This is a genomic window from Rhizobium sp. LC145 (assembly GCF_001005825.1).
Lineage (GTDB): Bacteria > Pseudomonadota > Alphaproteobacteria > Rhizobiales > Rhizobiaceae > Neorhizobium.
Genome location: NZ_LBHV01000004.1, coordinates 547,419 through 569,180, shown reverse-complemented (window position 1 = coordinate 569,180; position 21,762 = coordinate 547,419). Strand labels below are relative to the sequence as shown.

19 protein-coding genes are annotated in these 21,762 nt (G+C 62.5%); 13 read left to right on the top strand and 6 right to left on the bottom strand.

All coding sequences use genetic code 11. The annotated features are described in order from the left end of the window. Nucleotides 1-3 precede the first annotated feature (3 nt). From asnB to YH62_RS14285, 3 genes are all read right to left on the bottom strand, one after another. Entirely contained in the window at nucleotides 4-1,971 is a 1,968-nt protein-coding gene (gene asnB, locus YH62_RS14295; RefSeq protein ID WP_046794872.1) for an asparagine synthase (glutamine-hydrolyzing), read from the bottom strand. 102 nt (nucleotides 1,972-2,073) lie between these two features. Continuing rightward, nucleotides 2,074-3,447: an FAD-containing oxidoreductase gene (locus YH62_RS14290; RefSeq protein ID WP_046794871.1), complete on the bottom strand. Its 1,374-nt coding sequence runs from the start codon at nucleotides 3,445-3,447 to the stop codon at nucleotides 2,074-2,076. After that, nucleotides 3,444-3,920, bottom strand: a complete 477-nt coding sequence (locus YH62_RS14285; protein WP_046794870.1) for a DUF4126 family protein — start codon at nucleotides 3,918-3,920, stop codon at nucleotides 3,444-3,446. The genes YH62_RS14290 and YH62_RS14285 overlap by 4 nt, the downstream gene beginning before the upstream one ends. Before the next feature lie 264 nt (nucleotides 3,921-4,184). Between YH62_RS14285 and YH62_RS14280 the strand changes: the two genes are divergently transcribed. The 5 genes from YH62_RS14280 to YH62_RS14260 all read left to right on the top strand — a co-directional run bounded on the left by YH62_RS14280 (nucleotide 4,185) and on the right by YH62_RS14260 (nucleotide 10,711). Continuing rightward, entirely contained in the window at nucleotides 4,185-5,981 is a 1,797-nt protein-coding gene (locus YH62_RS14280; RefSeq protein WP_245282102.1) for a sensor histidine kinase, read from the top strand. Continuing rightward, the gene (locus YH62_RS14275) at nucleotides 5,978-7,351 is read left to right on the top strand and encodes a sigma-54 dependent transcriptional regulator (RefSeq protein WP_046794868.1); all 1,374 of its coding nucleotides are present in this window, start codon (nucleotides 5,978-5,980) and stop codon (nucleotides 7,349-7,351) included. Before YH62_RS14280 ends, YH62_RS14275 begins: the two co-directional genes overlap by 4 nt. A gap of 204 nt (nucleotides 7,352-7,555) precedes the next feature. Further along, a complete protein-coding gene (locus tag YH62_RS14270) occupies nucleotides 7,556-8,539 on the top strand; it encodes a tripartite tricarboxylate transporter substrate-binding protein (RefSeq protein ID WP_046794867.1) in 984 nt (327 codons plus the stop codon). A gap of 195 nt (nucleotides 8,540-8,734) precedes the next feature. Continuing rightward, on the top strand, nucleotides 8,735-9,196 hold the full coding sequence (locus tag YH62_RS14265; protein ID WP_046794866.1) for a tripartite tricarboxylate transporter TctB family protein: 462 nt from the start codon (nucleotides 8,735-8,737) through the stop codon (nucleotides 9,194-9,196). 9 nt (nucleotides 9,197-9,205) lie between these two features. Further along, nucleotides 9,206-10,711: a tripartite tricarboxylate transporter permease gene (locus tag YH62_RS14260; protein ID WP_046794865.1), complete on the top strand. Its 1,506-nt coding sequence runs from the start codon at nucleotides 9,206-9,208 to the stop codon at nucleotides 10,709-10,711. A 40-nt stretch (nucleotides 10,712-10,751) separates the two neighbouring features. Here YH62_RS14260 and YH62_RS14255 read toward each other — a convergent pair whose 3' ends face one another. After that, nucleotides 10,752-11,804, bottom strand: a complete 1,053-nt coding sequence (locus tag YH62_RS14255; protein ID WP_052760408.1) for a LacI family transcriptional regulator — start codon at nucleotides 11,802-11,804, stop codon at nucleotides 10,752-10,754. A 261-nt stretch (nucleotides 11,805-12,065) separates the two neighbouring features. Here YH62_RS14255 and YH62_RS14250 point away from each other — a divergent pair, with 261 nt between their 5' ends. The 4 genes from YH62_RS14250 (at nucleotide 12,066) to YH62_RS14235 (ending at nucleotide 16,347) form a co-directional block, all read left to right on the top strand. Further along, on the top strand, nucleotides 12,066-13,316 hold the full coding sequence (locus YH62_RS14250) for an ABC transporter substrate-binding protein (protein WP_170986302.1): 1,251 nt from the start codon (nucleotides 12,066-12,068) through the stop codon (nucleotides 13,314-13,316). 117 nt (nucleotides 13,317-13,433) lie between these two features. After that, nucleotides 13,434-14,360, top strand: a complete 927-nt coding sequence (locus YH62_RS14245) for a sugar ABC transporter permease (protein ID WP_046794863.1) — start codon at nucleotides 13,434-13,436, stop codon at nucleotides 14,358-14,360. Continuing rightward, nucleotides 14,357-15,238 carry a carbohydrate ABC transporter permease gene (locus YH62_RS14240; RefSeq protein ID WP_046794862.1) on the top strand — a complete coding sequence of 294 codons (882 nt, stop codon included), beginning with the start codon at nucleotides 14,357-14,359 and terminating at the stop codon, nucleotides 15,236-15,238. Before YH62_RS14245 ends, YH62_RS14240 begins: the two co-directional genes overlap by 4 nt. 5 nt (nucleotides 15,239-15,243) lie before the next feature. Continuing rightward, nucleotides 15,244-16,347: an ABC transporter ATP-binding protein gene (locus YH62_RS14235; RefSeq protein WP_046794861.1), complete on the top strand. Its 1,104-nt coding sequence runs from the start codon at nucleotides 15,244-15,246 to the stop codon at nucleotides 16,345-16,347. 18 nt (nucleotides 16,348-16,365) lie between these two features. Here the strand turns inward: YH62_RS14235 and YH62_RS14230 are convergent, their stop codons facing one another. Both YH62_RS14230 and YH62_RS14225 read right to left on the bottom strand, forming a co-directional pair. Further along, nucleotides 16,366-16,815 (bottom strand): YetF domain-containing protein, encoded by a 450-nt coding sequence (locus tag YH62_RS14230; RefSeq protein ID WP_046794860.1) that lies wholly within the window; start codon nucleotides 16,813-16,815, stop codon nucleotides 16,366-16,368. A gap of 9 nt (nucleotides 16,816-16,824) precedes the next feature. Beyond that, nucleotides 16,825-17,331, bottom strand: coding sequence for a hypothetical protein (locus tag YH62_RS14225; RefSeq protein ID WP_052760407.1), 507 nt, complete (start codon nucleotides 17,329-17,331; stop codon nucleotides 16,825-16,827). Between the two features lie 224 nt (nucleotides 17,332-17,555). On the opposite strand from YH62_RS14225, the gene YH62_RS14220 reads away from it, so the two are divergent. From YH62_RS14220 to YH62_RS14205, 4 genes are all read left to right on the top strand, one after another. Further along, nucleotides 17,556-18,392 (top strand): BON domain-containing protein, encoded by an 837-nt coding sequence (locus tag YH62_RS14220; protein ID WP_052760406.1) that lies wholly within the window; start codon nucleotides 17,556-17,558, stop codon nucleotides 18,390-18,392. Between the two features lie 66 nt (nucleotides 18,393-18,458). Beyond that, entirely contained in the window at nucleotides 18,459-18,692 is a 234-nt protein-coding gene (locus YH62_RS14215; protein WP_046794858.1) for a hypothetical protein, read from the top strand. 266 nt (nucleotides 18,693-18,958) lie between these two features. Then, nucleotides 18,959-20,653 carry a sensor histidine kinase gene (locus tag YH62_RS14210; protein WP_046794857.1) on the top strand — a complete coding sequence of 565 codons (1,695 nt, stop codon included), beginning with the start codon at nucleotides 18,959-18,961 and terminating at the stop codon, nucleotides 20,651-20,653. A 69-nt stretch (nucleotides 20,654-20,722) separates the two neighbouring features. Continuing rightward, nucleotides 20,723-21,739 (top strand): DNA topoisomerase IB, encoded by a 1,017-nt coding sequence (locus YH62_RS14205; protein WP_046795099.1) that lies wholly within the window; start codon nucleotides 20,723-20,725, stop codon nucleotides 21,737-21,739. The last annotated feature ends 23 nt before the right edge of the window (nucleotides 21,740-21,762 follow it).

Here is a 21,762-nt window from a genome sequence, read left to right as displayed (position 1 = left end):
GGTCTATCCCCTGCCTTGCGCGGCCAGCACGCGGGTTTCGGTCCGCTGCCTTGCGGCCGAGAAATTCCGCAGCCAGAGCTGGGTCGAGAGGATGCCGACGAAGGCGGCGTTGTCGCGAAAGCCGGAGACCGGCTGGGTGCTGCATTTTCGGTGAAGCTTCGATACCGCGCGGGCGTTGAAGAGACCGCCGCCTCCGATTTCCGCCTCCGACAGCATTTCCGCGACATAGCCCCGCTCGCTTCCGCCGGTGAAGGAACGGCTGTCCGGGGCGCGATAGGGCTGCTTGGGGCGGCGGCTGATGAGATCGGGCAGAAGATCCTTGGCGACGCGGCGCAGGATATGCTTCTCCTCCAGGCCCTTGAGCTTCATGCCGGGCGGCAGCCGGCTTGCGAATTCCACGAGGCGGTGATCGAGGAAGGGAAAACGGCCTTCGATGCCATGCGCCATGGCCATGCGGTCTCCCTGGCTGGAGAGAATATAGCCCGGCAGCAGGAAACGGCTTTCGAGATATTGCGCCTGATGCAGCGGGTGCCAGCGGCGGAAGGTGGAGGGAAGGCGCGAGGCGAGCTCTTCGGCCGCATCGTACTCGCCGAGCGTGGATCGCAGATCTTCCGAATAGAAAATCTTGGCCGCCGAGGTGCTGCGGAACCGCGGGCGATGCGAAAAGAGCGGATCGTCGCTCCGCTCGTCGCCGGCGCCGAAGAAGGCGGAGAGGTATTCGGGAGATTGCTGTTTCAGCCCCGGAATATAGGGGTAGAGCTTGCGGAACAGGTGCGGCCGGATCGTCGAGCTCGGCTGGCGGGCGCAGAAGCGGCGGACCCGCGCCTCGCGGAAGATATCGTATCCGGCAAAAACCTCGTCGGCGCCTTCACCCGTCAGCACCACTTTCATGCCCGCGTCCCGAACGAGACCGGAGAGACGATAGAGGGGCGCCGGTGCGGTGCGCAGCACCGGCCGCTCGGTGAAACGGATCACTTCGGGGAAGCTTTCGGCGATATCGCCTGCAAGGCAGGGGATCGAGCGGTGGTTGGTGCCGAGTGCCTTCGCCATCTCCATCTGGAAGCGGCTTTCGTCGTGTTCCTCGCTGTCGAACGTCACGGAAAAGGTGTTGAGGCCGGAGGGCGCCATGGGTGCGGCCAGCGCTGCGATCAGCGATGAATCGAGACCGCCCGAAAGATAGGCGCCGATCGGCACATCGGCCCGCATGCGCAGCCGCGTCGCGTCCGTCAGCAGCGCCCGGAGTTCTTCCTCTTTTGCGGATTGGTTCGCGCTTGGATCGACATCATTTGCATCGGGAAAATCGAGCGACCAGTAGGTCCGGACATTCATCCGGCCGTTCTCGATCGTGATATATCCTCCCGGCTCCAGCTCGAAGATGTCCTTGAAGGCAGTGCGTGGCGCAATGGGTGCCCAGAGGGTGAAAATCTGGTCGAGCGCGATGGGATCAAGCTCAGCCTCTATGCCCGGCACTTCCAACAGCGCCTTCACCTCGGAGGCGAAATAAAGCGTGCCGTTCTTCTCGGCGTAGAAGAGAGGGCGCACGCCCATGCGGTCGCGGGCAAGTAGGATGCGGCGCCTGCGGGCATCCCAGATCGCGAAGGAGAAGTCGCCGTTGAGCCGGTCGAGGCACTCGTCTCCATAGATCGCGTAGAGCTGCAGAAGGACCTCGGTATCGCTGCCGGTGCGGAAGCGGATGCCGCGCGCCTTCAGCTCCTCGCGCAATTCCACATAGTTGAAGATTTCGCCGTTGAAGGCGATCGTGATGTTGCCTTCAGGATTGGACATCGGCTGCTGGCCATCGGCGAGGCCGACGATCGACAAGCGGACATGCGCCAATCCGATGCCCGGCGCGGCGAATACGCCCTGACCATCGGGACCGCGATGGGCGATCGCGCGCGCCATGGAGGACAAAAGGGCCTCCGGGCCGCCCGGAGCCGATATGTCACCGAAGAAGCCAGCAAAACCGCACATCTGTTTCCATCATGAACAGGGACATCAACTCCGTTCATAAGGGAAAAACCTTGCTCGGCCTGTTAAGAAGGTTGTGAAAAGCGACACGCGGTAAACGCAAGGTTAAGCCGGTTGCATCTCCAGGATCACCGTCGGCCAGAGTTCCGAAACGGTGGGATGAATCGGTACCGCCCAGCGCAGCGCATCGACGGTCGCGCCCGCGTTCATCATGTCGAGCACGCCGTGGATCGCTTCGTCTCCGCCGGTGCCGAGGATGGCCGCCCCGAGGATTTTGCGGGTCTCAGCGTCCGCGACGATCTTCATGAAACCTTGTGTCTCGCCCTTTTCGATGGCGCGGCCTACACGGCTCATCGGCCGCTTGCCGACGAGCACTTGTCCGCCTGCCTTGCGCGCTTCGGTCTCCGTCATGCCCACGCGGCCGAGCGGCGGGTCGATATAGAGGGCATAACCGAGCAATCGGTCGGAAACCTTGCGGTTCTCCCCGTCCAGCAGATTGGCCGCGATGATCTCGAAGTCGTTGTAGGCGGTGTGGGTGAAGGCGCCGCGTCCATTGCAATCGCCAAGCGCCCAGATGCCTTCGACATTGGTGGAGAGATCTTCGCCGACCTTGATATAGCCGCGCTGATCCGTTTCCACGCCAGCCTTGTCCAGGCCAAGATCGCCGGTGTTCGGGTGTCGGCCGACAGCGAGCAGGACATCCGAGCCGATGATTTCCGGCTCGCCTTCCGTGCAATCCACGCCGACGGCAACGCCTTCCTCGTGCGGCCGAAAACGGATGCATTCGGCATTAGTGCGGACTTTGATGCCTTCCGCTTCGAGAATGCCTCGGATCGCCTCCGAAACATCTTCGTCTTCGCGTCCTACCAGCCTCGGACCCTTCTCCACGACGGTGACGTCTGCGCCAAAGCGTCGGTACATCTGTGCGAATTCCAGGCCGATATAGCTGCCGCCAATGACGGCGAGGTGTCTGGGCAACCGGTCCAGAAGGACGATCGAGCTATTGGTGAGGTAAGGCACGTCGTCGATCCCCGGAAAATCGGGAATGGCGGCTCTGCCGCCGACGTTCAGGAATATCTTCGGCGCGGTCAGGAGCTCATCGCCGACACGGATGGTGTTGCGGCTTTCGAAACGGGCATGGCCGAGGATCAGCGTGCATCCTTCCATGCCCCGCAGCCAGTTTTCATTGTTGTTGCGGGCGTTCAGCGTCACCTGATGCGACCGTTGCATGGTCTTCTTCATGTCGACCTTGACCGGGCCCTCGATCACCACACCGTAATCGTCGGCGCGGCGGGCAATGTGGGCGGCATAAGCGCTGGCAACCAGCGCCTTGGTGGGCATGCAGCCGGTGTTGACGCAAGTGCCGCCGATATACGTGCGCTCGACGATCGCCACGGTCATGCCGGCGGCGGTGAGCCTGCCGGCAAGGGACGGGCCCGCCTGGCCTGCACCGATGATGATGGCGTCGAAGCTCTTCATGTCGCCACCGGCATCGGCAGGGCCGCAATGACGAGCCAGGCACCGATAATGGCGATGGCATCCTCGATGAAGGCAGCCGGCGGGTCCTTGCCGAAGCTCGTGGCGAGCTTTGCACGCAGAGCCGCCCCGCCATATGTGCCGATGATCGCCCCGACGATGCCTGCAAACAGTCCGGCTGTCCAGGAACCTCCGCCGACGCCGATCGCAGCACCGGCAACCGCACCCATCAGAATGCGGGCGCCGAACTGCTGCGGAACCTTGCGGCTCGGCGTCGAGGGAAGCTGATCCGTGACGAGTTCGATGATGGCGAGCGCGGTGAGTATCACGACAGCCCAGATCGAGCTCATGAAGGAGAGCCAGGTTCCGGAAAGATCGAGCCAGCCGAGCCAGGCGGCCCAGCCGATGGCGGCGGGCGCAGTCAGGGCACGGAGCCCGGCAACGACGCCGATGAGAAGTGCAAGCAAGTAGACCACAGACCCTCCTTGCCGCCTTCGCGCGGCGTTACCCTCCGCTTGATCCAATCATGAATCTCGACCGAGTCAAGCAAGGGAAAGGCCGACATTTCGGGTTTGAAGCCCTGTCGCTCCGGATTTCCCGACCGTATCTCACTTGACCGGCTCGCCGGTCCGCAAGATTAGATGGAAATCCGCGGCCCGGAATTTACAATGGGAGGTGTCGCGGAAATCGGGAGAGGAGCCCGTCATCTCTTGAGACATCGCGTTCTCTTAGCCTTGATCGTGCTTGCCGGGCTCGGCGTTGCCGTGATCTTTCCCGGCAGGGACTTCGCCGCCCGCAGCTATATGAACGAGGCCGCGGTCCAGGCCGGCACGACGCTGCGCCTTGCGGTGTCGGCGCTCGACGGTCATCTGAAACGCTACGAAGCCTTGCCGGCGCTGATTGCCGACCAGGGCAATATCGAGACTCTGATCGAAAATCCCGACGACCCCTATCTCAAAACGAGAACGAATGCTTACCTCAAAGATATCAATGCACTTCTGAAGTCCTCCGACATCTACGTCATGACCATGGACGGTGAGACCATCGCCGCCAGCAATCATGACCAGCCTTTGAGCTTCGTCGGCGAGAATTTCAGCTATCGGCCCTATTTTCAGGATGCGGCGGCCGGCAAGCAATCGCGCTTCTATGCGCTCGGTACGACCTCGTTGAAGCGCGGCTATTATTTCGGCTCCCCGATCGAGATCAATGGCATCATCAGGGGCGTGATCGTCTTCAAGGTCGATATCGACATGATCGAGGATTCCTGGAGTGGCGGCGACAACAGGATCTTCGTCTCCGATCCCGAAGGCATCATCTTCATGACCGGCAGCCCACAGTGGCTCTATTCGACCCTCCTGCCGCTGACGCCGGAACGAATTGCCCGCACCGAGGCTTCCCGTCGTTACGCGGATGCCTATGTGCGCGAGCTTCCCGTCAGGCGCGGCACATTCGCCGGGCATCAGATCATGACGATCGCCGAGGACGGCGCGGAAAAGGAATATCTCGTCGTCTCCCAGTCGATGTCCGAGGCGGGCTGGACCGTCAACGTGTTGATGGATACCAATTCCGTGCATGCCCGCACGAAAACGGCGATCGCGGCCGTGCTGCTGACGCTTTGCCTGGCGGGTCTGGCGCTCACGATCTTTCTCCAGCGCCGGGCCCGGCTCAACGAGCGCCTGCTCCTGCAGGCGGAGGCGCGTAACGAACTCGAGCGGCGGGTCGCCGAGCGCACGGCCGATCTTGCGCGCGTCAACAGTCGCATCGAGCAGGAGATCGCCGAACGCCGCGCCACGGAGCGGCGGCTGCGCCAGACCCAGGCCGATCTCATCCAGGCCGGCAAGCTTGCGGGACTTGGTCAGATGTCGGCAGCTCTTTCCCATGAACTCAACCAGCCTCTCGCCGCGGCCAAGACCTATGCCGAGACGGCCAGCGTGCTGATCGAGCGGGGGCGCACGGCGGAGGCGAGCGATAACGTCCTACGCATTTCGGCGCTCATTGACCGCATGGCATCGATCAGCAAGCACTTGCGCAACTTCGCCCGCAAGCCGAACGAGAAGCTCGGGCCGGTGGTCCTCGACGATGTTCTGCGCGATACGATGGAGATCGTCGCGACCCGGCTCAAGGCGGCGGATGCGGTTCTCGAACTGCAGCTCGATCCTTCTCTTCCGCCCGTCAAGGCAGGTTCGGTGCGCCTGCAGCAGGTGCTGGTCAATATCATCACCAATGCGGCGGATGCCGTGGAAGGGCTCGATGACCGGCGCATCACCGTCTCGGCCGAAAGGGTGAAAGACAAGATCCTGGTCTCCGTGCGTGACCGTGGCGCTGGCGTGGCCGCCGCCATCCGCGAGCGTATCTTCGATCCCTTCTTCACCACGAAGGGCATCGGCAAGGGGCTGGGTCTCGGCCTTTCGATCTCCTACAACATCGTCAAGGATTTCGGCGGCAGCCTCAGCGTTTCCGACCATCCGGAGGGCGGCGCGCTCTTCCTGATCGAGCTCGAAGTCGCCGATAAGAACCTGCAGGAGGCGGCCGAGTGAGCGAGCAGAGGGTTTTGCTGGTCGATGACGAGGAGGAGCTGCGCCGTTCCACCGCCCAGGCGCTGGAACTGTTCGGGCTAACCGTCCAGACCTTTTCGACGGCCGACCATGTGCTGGAGCTGACCGGCTTCAGCTTCGACGGGGTCGTCGTCAGCGATATCCGCATGCCAGGCACCGACGGCATGACGCTTCTGCACCGGATCCGCGAACTCGACGCGGAAATACCGGTGATCCTCGTCACCGGGCACGGCGACGTGCAGCTTGCGGTCAAGGCGATGCGGGAAGGGGCCTATGATTTCCTCGAAAAGCCGTTCACCCCACAGCATCTGGCGGGCATCATCCGCCGCGGGATGGATCGGCGGGGCCTGGTGCTCGAAAACAGGCGGCTGAGGGCCGTGGCCGGCAAGCGCGACGATCTCGAAGCGCGGCTTCCCGGACGTACCCAGGTCATGGTGGACCTGCGCTACCGCATCCGGGCGATCGGCGCATCGGATGCCGATACGCTGATCATCGGCGAGACGGGCGCGGGCAAGGAAGTGGTGGCGCGGGCCCTCCACGACATCAGCTCGCGCGCGAACCGCCCCTTCATCGCCATCAATTGCGCGGCCCTGCCGGAGAATCTCATCGAAAGCGAGCTTTTCGGTCACGAGGCCGGTGCCTTTCCCGGTGCGCTCCGGCCGCGTTACGGCAAGTTCGAGCACGGGCGGGGTGGGACGATCCTGCTCGACGAGATCGGCTCCATGCCCGTCGATCTTCAGGCGAAGTTCCTGCGCGTGCTGCAGGAGAGGGTGATCACGCGGCTCGGCTCGAACGAGACGGTACCGCTCGACGTTCGGTTCATCGCCACCAGCAAGGTGGACCTGGAAGCCGAAGTCGCCGCCGGAAGGTTCCGCGCGGATCTCTTCTACCGCCTGAACGTCGCGACCATTCATGTGCCCTCGCTGGCGCAACGGCGGCCGGATATCCCGCTTCTGTTCCTCCAGCTCGTGCGCGAGGCTGCCGCCCGCTACGGCCGGGAGGATGCGGACGTGCCGCAGGAGCTGATATCGAGCATCGCCCAGCGCGATTGGCCCGGCAATGTGCGGGAGCTTCGCAATGCCGCCGACAGGTTCGTTCTAGGCCTGGACAGCGGGCCGGGAGAGCCCGGCAGTCCATCGCGCCCGGATGCCGGCCGACTGGCGGACAAGGTGGCCGCCTTCGAGCGCAACATCATCGCGGGTGCGATCGCGGCGCATGGCGGGGCGCTTCGCCCGGTCTACGAATCTCTCGGCATTTCCCGCAAGACGCTCTATGAGAAGATGCAGAAATATGGCCTCGACAAGAAGCTGCTGGGGCCTGAGCAGGTGTTGCAGGAAGACCGGGATTCCTGAGCGGAGAGGGTGATGGGTGGAAATCCACCCATCCTTTGGGAAGGTTGTTCCCATTTCCACCCATGCTGTGAAAGCGCATGGACGGAAAATACGGAGTTGCCCTCCGTAGCGATTGCGGCAAACTGCCATGGTGCGCAAATGGGGTCATCCAGGCCGGGCGCGGGAGGAGCTGCGCCCACTGGCTTTGACGCAGGAGGAAACACAATGAAAATGTTCAACGCCGTTCTCGGCGCAACCGCATTCGCGGCTCTTTCGCTCTTCTCCGTTTCGGCGGGAGCGCAGGGTTATCCGGAGCGCTCGATCACTATGGTCGTGCCTTTCTCTGCGGGCGGCCCGACCGACACGGTCACCCGTCTCGTTGCCGAAGCCATGTCGAAGGACCTCGGCCAGCAGATCATCGTCGAAAATGTCGGCGGCGCCGGCGGCACGCTCGGTGCTGGCCGCGTCGCACAGGCCGACGCCGATGGTTACACGCTGCTTCTGCACCACATCGGCATGGCGACCAGCGCCACGCTCTACCGCAAGCTGCCCTATGATACGCTGAACGCCTTCGAATATGTCGGCCTCGTCACCGACGTGCCGATGACCATCGTCGCCCGCAAGGATCTCGAACCGACCGACTTCAAGGGTCTGATCGAGTATGCGAAGGCCAACAAGGATACGGTCACCGTCGCCAATGCCGGCATCGGCGCGGCTTCGCATCTGTGCGGCATGCTGTTTATGAGCGCCATCGAGACGCCGCTCGTCACCGTTCCCTACAAGGGCACGGGTCCGGCCATGACCGATCTGCTCGGCGGCCAGGTCGACATCATGTGCGACCAGACCACGAACACGACGAAGCAGATCACGGGCGGCACCATCAAGGCCTATGCCGTGACCTCGCCGGAGCGCCTGGACGTTCTCAAGGATATCCCGACGGTCGCCGAATCCGGCCTGCCCGATATGCAGGTGGGCATTTGGCACGGCATCTATGCGCCGAAGGGCACGCCGGCCGAAGTCACCGAGCGCCTTTCCAAGTCGCTGCAGGTGGCGCTCAAGGACCCGAACGTCGTCGCTCGCTTCGCCGAACTCGGCACCTTGCCCTCGCCGGAAGCGGACGCCACCCCGGCAGCGCTGAAGGCCAAGCTCGAAGGCGAGATCAACCGCTGGAAGCCGGTGATCGAAGCGGCCGGCGAATACGCCGACTGAGGCTCCGCTGGTCGGCTGCCCCTCATCCGGCTGCCGCCACCTTCTCCCCGTCTTGACGGGGAGAAGGGATATGCCGCGCCGTCACGCCATCCTCGAACGATGGATTGGGCACGTTCCCTCTCCCCGCGCGCGGGGAGGGGGTTAGGGTGAGGGGCAGAACCTCCCCCGTGCCTCCTCCAGCCCATCGGAGACATCATGAAATCCTTGCAATTCGATAGGACCAACCTGATCTGCGGACTTCTGTTCGTCGGGCTCGGCTTCTTCTTTGCCTTCCAATCGTTTCAGCTCGAACTCGGCACGGCCTTCCGGATGGGACCCGGCTATTTTCCGCTGGTTCTCTCCGGCGCGTTGGTTCTCTTCGGTCTCATCATCCTCGCCCAGGCATTCAGGGCGGAGGGCGAGCCGATCGGGCCGATCGCCTGGCGCGGCATATTCTTCATTCTGCCGGCGCCGATCTTCTTCGGGCTTACCGTGCGCGGCCTCGGTTTCGTGCCGGCGCTGTTCCTGGCAGCCTTCTTCGCCTCCTTCGCTTCCAGCCGGATGAAGCCGCTGACGGCGCTCGTTCTGGCGGCGCTGCTGACGGTCTTTTCGGTAGCGGTGTTCAGCTACGGTCTTGGCCTGCCTTTCCGGCGCTTCGGCCCCTGGCTCAATTTTTAGGAGGGGCGGATGGATCTTTTCAGCAATCTGGCACTCGGATTTTCGACGGCATCCTCGTTTGAAAACCTGTTCTTCTGCCTCATCGGCGTTATTCTCGGGACATTGATCGGCGTTCTGCCCGGCATCGGCGCGACTGCGACCATAGCCATGCTGCTGCCGATCACCTTCCAGCTCGAGCCGGTCTCCTCGCTGATCATGCTGGCGGGCATCTATTACGGCGCGCAGTACGGCGGTTCGACCACTGCGATCCTCATCAACATGCCGGGCGAATCCTCTTCGGCCGTAACCGCTATCGACGGTTACCAGATGGCCCGCAACGGCCGGGCAGGGGTAGCGCTCTCCATCGCCGCGCTCGGCTCCTTCTTTGCGGGCACGGTATCGACCTTCCTCGTCGCCATCTTCGCGCCGCCGCTTACGGAAATCGCATTGCAGTTCGGTGCGGCGGAATATTTCTCCCTGATGATCGTCGGCCTCGTCTCCTCGATCGCGCTTGCGCACGGCTCGGTCGTCAAGGCGCTTGCCATGGTGGTGCTCGGGTTGCTTCTCGGCCTTGTCGGCACCGACATCTACACTGGCACGCCGCGCTTCAACCTCGGCATCCGCGAGTATTCCGACGGCCTGAATTTCGTGGCGGTTGCCGTCGGTGTTTTCGGCGTCGCGGAAATCCTGCGCAATCTGGAGAGCGAGAAGACACGCACGGTGCTGATGGCCAAGGTCAGCGGGCTGTTGCCGACCAAGGAGGATTTCAGGCGCATGATCGCGCCGGTGCTGCGCGGCACCGTCATCGGCTCGGTGCTCGGCATCCTGCCGGGCGGGGGCGCGATCCTGGCCTCCTTCGCCTCCTATACGGTCGAGAAGAAGGTTTCCAAACATCCGGAAGAGTTCGGCCGCGGCGCGGTCGCAGGCGTCGCTGGGCCGGAATCGGCCAACAATGCCGGCGCCCAGACCTCCTTCATCCCGCTGCTGACCCTCGGCATTCCTGCCAATCCGGTCATGGCGCTGATGATCGGCGCGATGATCATCCAGGGCATCGTGCCGGGACCGAACGTCGCATCCGAGCAGCCGGCGCTTTTCTGGGGCATCATCGCCTCCATGTGGATCGGCAACCTGATGCTGGTGGTCCTCAACCTGCCGCTGATCGGGCTTTGGGTGAAGCTGCTGACGATCCCCTATTACGTGCTTTTCCCGATCATCATGGCCTTCTGCTCGATCGGGGTCTACAGCGTCAACTCGAACGTCTACGATCTCTATTCGGTCGCGTTCTTCGGTCTCATCGGCTATGTGCTCACCAAGCTTCGCTGCGAGCCCGCGCCGCTGCTGCTCGGCTTCGTGCTGGGGCCGTTGCTCGAGGAAAACCTGAGGCGAGCCATGATCCTGTCGCGTGGGGATGCAACCACCTTCATCACGCGCCCCATCAGCGCAGGCCTCCTCTTCCTCGCCGCACTGGTTCTCGTCGTCGTCTTCATGCCGAGCGTGAAGGCCAAGCGCGAGGCCGTGTTCCAGGAAGAGGATTGAGATAAGATGGGCCGCGCCTACCCGCGCGGCCCATCTTGCTTCAGAGCGTCTGTAAAGCCTGGAGCTCGCCCACCGGTACAGGTCCGGCGATCCTTTTCAGAAGAAGTCTTCCCATCAACAGGCCCGCCTCGGAGAGATCCTCGTAGATCGTCTCGACGCGCGGGCGGATCTCGTCGAACAGGCCGGAGGTCTGCTTGGCGACGAGGCGGATGTCCCTGCCGAGCTCCAGCCCACGGTCCTGGGAGGCGGCCATGACCGCGAGTGCCGAGACTTCGCCGCCGCAGACAAAACCGTCCGGCCGGTCAGGTTCTCCAAGGCGTTTGAAAATGCTGTCGCGAATCTCATGCGACTTGCTGTCGAGCGTGATCCCTGTTGCAAACTCGAAAGCCACTCCCTCTTCGCGCACGGCGGTCATGAAGCCGTGTCGCATGTGGTGGGCGAAGGTGAAGCGTTCCGGCGGCAGGATAATCGCGAGCTTCCGGCTGCCGGCGGCAATCAGCCTTCGCGCGGCCTCATAGGCGAAGCCGTAATTGTCGTAATCGACATAAGGGTGCGGGGTCGCGAGTTCCGTCCGGCCGTGACAGATGAAAGGGAAGTTGTTCTCCACCAGCAGCTTGACGCGCTCGTCAGCGGGCTCGGTGCGGCTGAAGATGATGCCGTCCGCCATGCGGTTGCGCATGATGTGGCGCACGGGCTCGACCTGCGGCAGATCGGAAAAATGAGGTGTGATGACCAGGTGGTAGGGCGTGCCGCGAAGGGCCGCGGTGATCCCACTGATCATCGAGGTCGCATAGCCGAGGATTTCCTCGTGCGGATCGAGAACCAGGCTGATGACATTGGTGCGGCCGGTCCGAAGGCGCTGTGCTGCGCGGTCGGGCAGATAGCCGATCTCTTCGGCAACCTGGCGGACGCGCAACCGGGTTTCCAGCGCGATCTGGGGCGCTCCTGCAAGCGCGCGAGAGACCGTCGTCACGGCAAGGCCGGTCAGTTCGGCGACGGTTTTCAGTGTCGGTTTCGCATCGCTTCCCATCCGGTCGGGAGCGCTCTCGGGTTTTGCCCGCCGTCCCTTGTGGGCCGGGTCCTCCAACGGCATTCGTCTTCCTCCATCTCGCCCCAGGAAACGCAGGGCGAGCACCTCCTAAAACTTTACAAGTCCGGACAAACACGCCGGGAGTTTTTCTCGATTCACGAGTAAAAATTGGTAGATACCAATTTCCCCAATTTTTTCATCGACTTCCCACTCCGGTCAAGTGCTTAAAAAATCCTGAAGCCGGGTTGACTCGCGAGGCGTTTATATCGTTATAACTCGATATCCGGAGAGGAGCCCGGATGCAAAGGGAGATTCTCAATGAATATTCGAATGATCAGCAAACTCGCCGCCGGCGCGGCGGTCATCGCGCTTACGGCAGGCGCCGTGCAGGCGCAGGAAGAGGTCGAAGTCCTGCACTGGTGGACCTCGGGCGGTGAGGCTGCGGCGCTCAACGTGCTCAAGGAAAACCTGCAGAAGGAAGGCGTCGGCTGGAAGGACATGCCGGTTGCCGGTGGCTCCGGCGTCCAGGCCATGACCGCGCTTCGCGCACGCGTCACCTCCGGCGATCCGCCGACCGCCGTGCAGATGCTCGGCTTCGACATCAAGGACTGGGCCGAGATGGGCGTTGTCGGCAATCTCGACGAGCTCGCCACCCAGCAGGGTTGGGACAAGGTGATCCCCGCCGCACTCCAGGAATTCTCCAAGTATGACGGCCACTGGATCGCTGCTCCGGTGAACGTCCACTCCACCAACTGGCTGTGGCTCAACAAGGCCGCGCTCGACAAGGCCGGCGGCAAGGCTCCGGAGAACATCGACGAGCTGATTGCGCTGCTCGACAAGTTCAAGGAACAGGGCATCACCCCGCTCGCTCATGGCGGTCAGCCGTGGCAGGACGGCACGCTCTGGGAATCCGTCGTTCTTTCGACCGGCGGCATGGATTTCTACAAGAAGGCCGTCATCGAGCTCGATCCGGAATCGCTTTCCGGCGACACGATGAGGAAGGTGTTCGACACGATGTCGAAGCTGCGCACCTATTTCGACCCGAACTTCTCCGGCCGCGACTGGAACCTGAGCACCGCTCTCGTGATCGAAGGCAAGGCCGGCGCCCAGCAGATGGGCGACTGGTCGAAGGGTGAATGGCTGCGCGCCGAGAAGAAGCCAGGCACCGATTTCGTCTGCATCCGCTTTCCCGGCACCCAGGGCTCGGTGCTCTTCAACTCCGACCAGTTCGTAATGTTCGATATCGGCGAAGAAAAGCGCGACGCCCAGCTCAAGATGGCTTCGGCCGTCGAGGATCCGGCCTTCCAGATTGCCTTCAACACCGTGAAGGGCTCCGTTCCGGCCCGTACAGATGTTCCGGATACCGAGTTCGACGATTGCGGCAAGAAGGGCATGAAGGACCTTGCGGAGGCTGCTTCTGGCGGCACGCTCGCCGGTTCGCTGGCCCATGGTCATGCCCAGCCCGGCGCCGTCAAGGAAGCCGTATTCGACGTCGTGACGCAGCACCTCAACGGCCAGCTCACGACCGAGCAGGCACTGCAGCGCCTGCCGGAAGCCGTCGCCGCGGCGCAGTGATCGCGTCCTTTACGACATATCCGTCATCAGAGGTGGCCGGGAATATTCCCGGCCGCTTTGCAAGTTCCTGCTTGCCTGCCACTCTCTCCATCTGGTCCCAGGCCGGAGGTTATCATCATGACGACAATTGAACCCGTTCCCGTCGTGGAGCAGCGCCGTTCGGGGCCTTCCTTCGCGGACAGGCTGCGCGGAACGCTTCCGAAGATCGTGCTCGCGCCCTCTTTCGCGATCATCCTCGTCTTCGTCTACGGCTTCATTCTCTGGACCGTCTATCTGTCCTTTACCCGTTCCCGCATCCTGCCGGTCTACGATCTGGTCGGGCTCGATGCCTATTATCGCCTGTGGTCGCAGCCGAACTGGTATATGGCGATGAAGAACCTCGCCATTTTCGGCGTGCTCTACATCGGGCTGTGCATTGCGATAGGCCTCTTCATCGCGATCCTGATGGATCAGCGCATCCGCGCCGAAGGAGTGCTGAGGCCGATCTTCCTCTACCCGATGGCGCTTTCCTTCGTGGTCACCGGCACGGCCTGGAAATGGTTCCTGAACCCGGGCCTCGGCCTTGAAAAGACCATGCATAATCTCGGCTGGGAGAGCTTCAAATTCGACTGGCTCGTCAATACCGACATGGCGATCTACACCGTCGTGATCGCCGGCGTCTGGCAGGCTTCCGGCTTCGTCATGGCGATGTTCCTGGCGGGGCTTCGCGGCATCGACGGCGAAATCATCAAGGCGGCGCAGATCGACGGAGCGCCGACGGTTTCCATTTACCGCCGCATCATCATTCCCCTGCTGCGTCCGGTATTCCTGTCGGCCTTCATCGTTCTGGCGCATATGGCGATCAAGTCCTACGACCTCGTCATCGCGCTTACCGGCGGCGGCCCCGGCAACGCCACCGAACTGCCCTCCACCTTCATGTATTCCTACACCTTCACGCGCAGCCAGATGGCCGTGGGTTCGGCAAGCGCCGTCATGATGCTGATGGGCATTACCGCGATCATCGTTCCCTATCTCTATTCCGAGCTCCGGGAGAAGCACCAATGAGCGCCGCCCAGGAAACCGTCAGCGCAGGCTCGGCAAATACGGCGCGCTATGTCATCTATGCGTGCCTCATCATTCTGGCGCTGCTTTATCTGCTGCCGCTTTACGTGATGATCACGACCTCGCTGAAATCGCTCGACGAGATCCGCGCCGGCGACATGCTGGCCCTGCCGCGCGATCCCTCGACCGCCGCCTGGGTGAAAGCCTGGGGCGAAGCCTGCATCGGCGTCACCTGCGGCGGCATCAAGGGCTATTTCTGGAACTCGATCCGCATGGTCGTGCCGGCCGTCGTCATCTCCACGCTGCTCGGCGCGCTGAACGGTTATGTGCTCACCAAGTGGCGCTTCCCCGGCCATAAGCTCGTCTTCGGCATGATGCTGTTTGCCTGCTTCATTCCATTCCAGGCGGTTCTCATCCCGATGGCGCGCGTTCTCGGCACTTTCGGCCTTGCAAACTCGACCGCGGGACTGGTGTTCGTCCACGTCGTCTACGGCCTCGGCTTCACCACGCTGTTCTTCCGGAACTATTACGAGGCCTTCCCCGACGAGCTGGTGAAGGCCGCGATGATCGACGGCGCGGGCTTCTTCCGGATCTTCTGGCGCATCCTGCTGCCGAGCTCCGGTCCGATCATCGTCGTGACCATCATCTATCAGTTCACCAATATCTGGAACGACTTCCTGTTCGGCGTGTCCTTCTCTTCCGGCGAGGCATCGCCGATGACGGTGGCGCTCAACAACCTCGTTTCCTCCTCCACCGGCGTCAAGGAATACAATGTCGACATGGCCGCCGCGGTCTTCGCCGCGCTGCCGACGCTGTTCGTCTATGTCGTCGCCGGACGCTATTTCGTGCGTGGCCTGATGGCCGGCGCAGTCAAGGGATAAGGCATATGAGCTTTCTTCAGATCAAGAACCTGCGCAAGAAGATCGGCAATGCCGAAGTTCTGAAAGGGATCGACATCGAGCTGGAAAAGGGCGGGTTCCTGGTGCTGGTCGGCCCGTCTGGCTGCGGCAAGTCGACCCTGCTCAACGCGATCGCCGGCCTTCTGCCGCTGACCTCCGGTGATATCGTCATCGACGGGCATGTGGTGAACGACCTGCATCCGTCGAAGCGCGACATCGCCATGGTCTTCCAGTCCTATGCGCTCTATCCCAACATGACGGTGGAGGAGAATATCGCCTTCGCGCTCGAAATGCGCGGCGTCGACAAGAGCGCCCGCGCGGAGGCCGTGAAGTCGGTCGCCAAGACGCTGCAGATCGAGCACCTGCTCAAGCGCCGGCCGAGCCAGCTTTCCGGCGGCCAGCGCCAGCGTGTGGCGATGGGCCGGGCGCTGGTGCGCCAGCCGCGCGTCTTCCTGTTCGATGAGCCGCTCTCCAATCTTGACGCCAAGCTGCGTGTCGAGGTGCGTGCCGAGATCAAGGCGCTTCACCAGAATACCAACGCCACGATCGTCTATGTGACGCATGACCAGATCGAGGCCATGACGCTCGCCACCAAGATCGTCGTGCTGAAGGAAGGCACCGTGCAGCAGGTCGGCACGCCCGCGGAAATTTACAACCATCCCGCCAATCTCTTCGTCGCCGATTTCATGGGCTCTCCCGCGATGAACATGCTGAAGGGCAAGGTCGTTTCCAGCGACGGCGCCTCTCGCATCGTCCTCTTCGGCGACGATGTCACCATCGCCATACCGCCTTCGGTCTCAGCCGCATTGCCGCAGGGCAAGGAGGTCATCGTCGGCCTTCGGCCGGAAGCGATCAGCGATGCGGGGCTTGCCGATCCGCAGGCGCGCTCGATCGCCCATATCGATGCCGATGTCACGATGGTGGAGCCGACCGGCTCCGATACCTTCGTGACCGGCAGGCTGCACGGCATGAGCTTCACCGCCCGCACGCGCGCCGACGTGCATGTTGCGCCGGGACAGAAGTTCCCGTTCGCCTTCAATCTCGACAAGGCGGTCGTCTTCGATCCGGAGAGCGGCGAGCGCATCGACTGAGATCAGGCCGGCGGAGCGTCAGCTTTCCTTGAAGGGAATGATGCTGATGTTGCCGCTTGCCTCCAGTATCGCGAAGCGTATCTCCGATTGCTTCGGGATGCCCTGGCTTTGGCGCGCCGCTTCCATGATGTCTGTCATTTCGATGCGGCTTTGCTTGAGCGCCCGCTCATCCACCTGACCTTCGACGATCAGCATGGTCGGCACGCCGTCGATTGCTTTGCCGGCAGCCGGCCACCACCTCTTGACATGGGAGAGGAGAATATCGCTCGCCACAAGCGTGACGATCAGGATCACCGCGTTGGCGATCGAATGGTCCTCTCTTACCATCGCCTGCTGCGTCGTTTCGGAGATCATCAGGGTCAGGACCAGGTCGAACGGCGTCATCTGCGACAGCGTTCGTCGGCCCGAAAGCCGGATGATCAGGAGCAGGACGAGATACATCGTGACGCCGCGGATAACGGATTCCATGGGTTCACCTCATGGCAGGACGATCAGAGTGAATGGCGAGGTCCGGCCCGGCGTGCCGGCATTGAAGCGGAACAACCCTGCTGAATGCGTCTTCAGGAAAAGCCGCACCCTCAAGGGCGCGTCTTCACCCGGCGGAAACCGGAGGATGCGGTTTTCCCCTTCGATCCGGACGGCTTCGGGGGCAGGCTGGATGGCTTCGATCTGGAAGGCATCGAGGAATTCCGCGGAAAGGACGAGGCTGCGTTCGCCAGCCTCGTCGAAGAGAGCCGTCAGCTCGGTCGGGGCATCGGAACGGGTGATCGCCGGTATCTTCATTTGAGCAGAGCCGTACCGGCCTTCCCGCTGCGCAGCCCACCCGCCGCCGCCAGCAAGACCCAGCAGCGCTGCGATAACCAGAAGGGCAAAGCCGATCCAGGCCACGCGCTCAGTGATCCACGTCTTCTCCTGGAAGGAGCGCTCATCCTTGACGGCGGTCAGCTCTCCATCGGGTAGAACCGGTCTGTTTTGATCGGCCACGGCTTTTCTCGCGAAAGTGTGCCTGGAACAAATCCATTCCGGAGGGAAATTCCCGAACCGGCTTTGTTGTTCCTCCGGGCGAAACCTGCTTGTCGGAAATCGCGCGTCACAGCGTCACCTGAGGCTGCGGGAGGGTGGAAATGGCGGAACAAATCCCATGCCGCCGCGGTTCGGTTGGTATTCTGTGATCGGTGGAAGCAAGCCGAAAATCGAGGAGACAAGCAATGGCGAACGGACCTTATTCCCGCTCGGGTGGATACAGAAACGACCGTACGCGGGACGAGCGGGATCCCTCCCGCGAAACAGGCGATTATCGCCCGGGTGACACAGGTTACGTCCGGGGCTTCGGCGATTACCAGCGCAGCGAGGAGAGTAATCCGGGGCGACGCGGTCTCAGCCGAAGCGACGAGGACCGCTCGCGCTACGGACGCGGCGAGCAATGGGCTGCGGACGATTTCGGTTATGACAGCGGCTACGGCGACAATGACCAGTCGCGTGTCTGGGCCCGCGAATCCTATCGCGCGCAACCATCAACCCTGCACTACGAGCCCGGCCGCAATCGCGATCGCTTCAGCCAGCCTTATGGTGATCGTTACGGTCACGGAGCGGATTATGGCTACGGCCCGGAGCGCTATGGTTCCGATGATCGCTCGGGCTACCGCGGCGAGCGAGACTATGGCGCCGATCGTGGCCGCCGGCGCGGCTTCATGGAGCGGGCGGGCGACGAGGTCGCTTCCTGGTTCGGCGACGAGGAAGCCGAGCAGCGCCGCGCGATGGACGAGCACCGAGGTAAGGGGCCGCGCGGCTACAGGCGTTCGGATGCGCGCATCGAAGAGGACGTCAACGACCGCCTCAGCGACGATCCGCTTCTCGATGCGTCGAACGTTTCGGTCACCGTGAAGGAGGGCGAGGTCACCCTTGATGGTTTCGTATCCAGCCGTTGGGACAAGCGACGTGCCGAAGACCTCACCGATGACGTCTCCGGCGTTCGGCACGTGCAAAACAATCTGCGGGTGAACAACACTTCTACCGACGTTGTGAGTGGTTCGACCACCGTCTGAGATGCGGGTTCACAGGCCAAAAGTGAGGGCGCCATCCGGGCGTCCATGGGAAAGCGGAGCGGTTTGATGACGAAATCCGGCAAGGACGACAAGGCGGATACCATTCGGCGCGACGCCGAAGGGCAATTCGCAAGAACCAGAGAAGGTGCCAAAGCCAGCGGCGTGGCGAGTGCCAAGCCGACGAAGATCACCGGGTCGGAAGATGCGACGGCGCACAAGATGCCTCCCGGACGGAAGGCGCCGAAGAGCGAATGGTCTCTCAATTTCGACGTCGGCGAACGGCACAAGCACACCTCCTGACGCCCCGCGATATCGCCCATCTATTCAGCCGATGAGCCCTTCAGCCGCCCTGGATCCATGATTGCAGGGCGGCTGCCGCCTACCTGTGGCCGATCCCCCATTGATGAAGAAGAAGGAACATTGCCGGCAATCAATCCTTGGCCCTGCCTGCAAAAGCGGATAGAAAAGTATTCGTTGCTATATTAGCAAAAGGGCGGGATACGAAATGAAAATGCGTGCGGGAGCTTGTTGCCCCTGCAGTGTGCCGCGTATGGCAAGGGCGCGAAATGATTAGGGTTTCGCGTCTTTTTCCAACCGCGTCCATCGGTGTCTACCTGGTCGCGCTCGCGGCGGTGGTCGCCGTGCCGCTGCTTGTGTTCGTCGCGTTCCTGATGATGGAACTGGAGTCGAACGAGCGCGAGATTCTCTCCAATGAAACGGCGGAGGACGCCCAGCTCGTGGCGCGTGCGATCGATCGCGAGCTGCAGGACATGTCGACGACGCTTCGCATCCTCGCCACATCGCCGGAACTCGAAAACGGCGACCTGCGCTCCTTTCACAATCGAACCCAGAACAGCCTGCGTTCGAATTCGGTCTATGTCATCCTCGTCGACCGTGACGGCCAGCAGCGCCTGAACACGCGGGTGCCGTTCGGCACTCCTCTCGGTAAGGTCGCCAATGTGGGCTCGCTGGAATCGGCGCTCAAATCGCGGGTGACCGAGGTTTCCAACGTCTTCTTCGGAGCGACGAGCGGCCGTTTCGTCTTCAATATCACGCTGCCGTTGCCGCGGTCTCTTTCGCATGTGGGTGCCGCCCTCATCATGACGCAGAACGTCGAAGATCTCCAAAGGCTGGTCTCGACCGAAGGGCTGGTGAAGGACTGGTCGGTGGCGGTGGTGGACGGCACCGGCAAGGTCGTGACTTCCAGCGGCGACAAAAGCCTCGCTTTCGGCAGCACATTTCCGGAAGAGACCCTGCGCCTGATGAGCGGCTTCAGCGGCACGATCGAGGATGTCGACGGAGCCCCGCGGCAGATGTACGGCTATGCCCAGGTTACCGGATGGTCGTGGAAGGCGATCGTCTGGGGACCGATCGAATCGGCACAGGCGAGCATCCTTTCGACGATGCGGCAGTTGATCGGGGGAAGCCTCCTGTTCCTTGCCATCGGCATGCTGTTCGCCTGGCTCGTTGCGCGCCAGCTTCGTATTCCGATCCGGCAGATCGCCGAAATGGCGGAAAGGATCGGCAAGGGCGAGATCGTCTCGCCGGTCGAAACGAAGATCACCGAGGCGAACCAGATCGCCATCGCCCTTTCCAACGCCTCCTTCGACCGGAGCCAGGCCGAGGACCGCATACACCTCATTCTCCATGAACTCGTTCATCGCACGAAGAACATCCTGACGCTCGTCCAGGCGATGATGCGGCAGCTCGCCCGCCAGGACACGACGATGGAGGAATTCCAGAAGGCGATCGGCAACCGTCTGCAAGGGCTCGGCAAATCCATCGAAGCCTTGGCGCGGGAGCAATGGGCCGGCGTGTCGATCCGCCGTGTGGTGGAAATCCAACTGGGTACTTTCGCGGAAGCCTTCGAGCGGGTGGAGATGCGCGGCGAAGATTTCACGTTGAAGGCGGAGGCGGTGCAGAACCTCGGGCTCGTCCTGCACGAGCTCGCTACGAATTCCGTCAAATACGGCGCTCTCTCCGTGCCTCAGGGCAAGGTCTGCCTCACCTGGGAAAACCTCGAGGTCGACGACGAGACGAAGCTTCGCATCCGATGGGAGGAGCTGGATGGTCCGCCTGCCAAGGAACCTTCCCGGACAGGCTTCGGCACGACTATCGTCCAGCGACACGCTTCGGCCGCCTTCAGCGGAACCGTCGAGATGCAGTTCCTGAACGAAGGTTTGCGCTGGACACTGACGGCACCCCGTGCGGCCTTCGAGCGGGATTCCTCCGAAAGCCTCAAGGATCTCGCCTTCAATTGAGCCGCGCGAGGAACTTCGTTTCGTGGCTGCCGTTAAGCGGCCATGGACGCACTTCCGAAGACCATCGAAATCGATGCCGCCTCCCTCAAATCCATCGGGCTTACCTATGTCAGCGACACGGAACCGGGCATTCGCCGGCTCCGGCGGGGGCGAGGGTTCTGTTATCGCCTGCCGGATGGAGAGCTTCTGACCGATCCGGAGGAACGGGCGAGGATCGACGCGCTCGGGCTGCCGCCCGCCTATGAGAATGTCTGGATATGCCTGGATGCGAATGGCCACCTACAGGCGACCGGCTATGATTCACGAGGGCGGAAGCAGTATCGCTACCACCCCGACTGGCAGAATTTCCGCAGCGAGCAGAAATTCGACCAGTTGATCCAGTTTGCCGAGGCCTTGCCGCGCATCCGCCGCCGCGCCGAACGCGATCTCGCTCAGGGCCTGGACAAGTCGGATGCGGTGATCGCCGCGCTGGTGGCGCTGATGGACGTTACGCACTTGCGGGTCGGCAGCCGGGCCTATGCGCGTGAGAACCGCACCTATGGTGCCACCACGCTTCTGAAGCGCCATATGACCGTTTCCGACGATGCCGTTCTGCTGCGCTTCACGGCCAAGGGCGGCAAGCGCGTCCGCCACACGCTTAGAAACCGGCGGCTGCAGCGTATATTCGAGGAGATCGCCGATCTGCCGGGGCGCCAGTTGTTCTCGTGGCCGGATGAGAACGGCGTGCCGCATCCGGTCGATTCCGGCAGGCTGAACGCCTATCTCGCCAAGGCGGCCGGGTTTGCCGTATCGGCCAAGACATTCCGCACGTGGGGCGGAAGCCTTGCTGCGTTCCGCAAGGCCTGGGATATCGTGAAGGAGGAGGGGAGACGGCCCAAGATCAAGACCTTGTGCAAGGCGGCGGCGGAAGCGCTGCACAATACGCCGGCGGTCTGCCGGTCCAGCTATATCCATCCTTCCATACTTGCGCTTTCGGAGGATATCTCGCCGTTGGAGAAGCTTTTGGGGGAGGAAATATCCTGCCCGAGAGGCCTTCGGGTGGATGAGCGCCGGCTGCTTGCCTTTCTGTGGGCTACCTCGGAATAGAAACCGCCCGCGAATGATCGCGG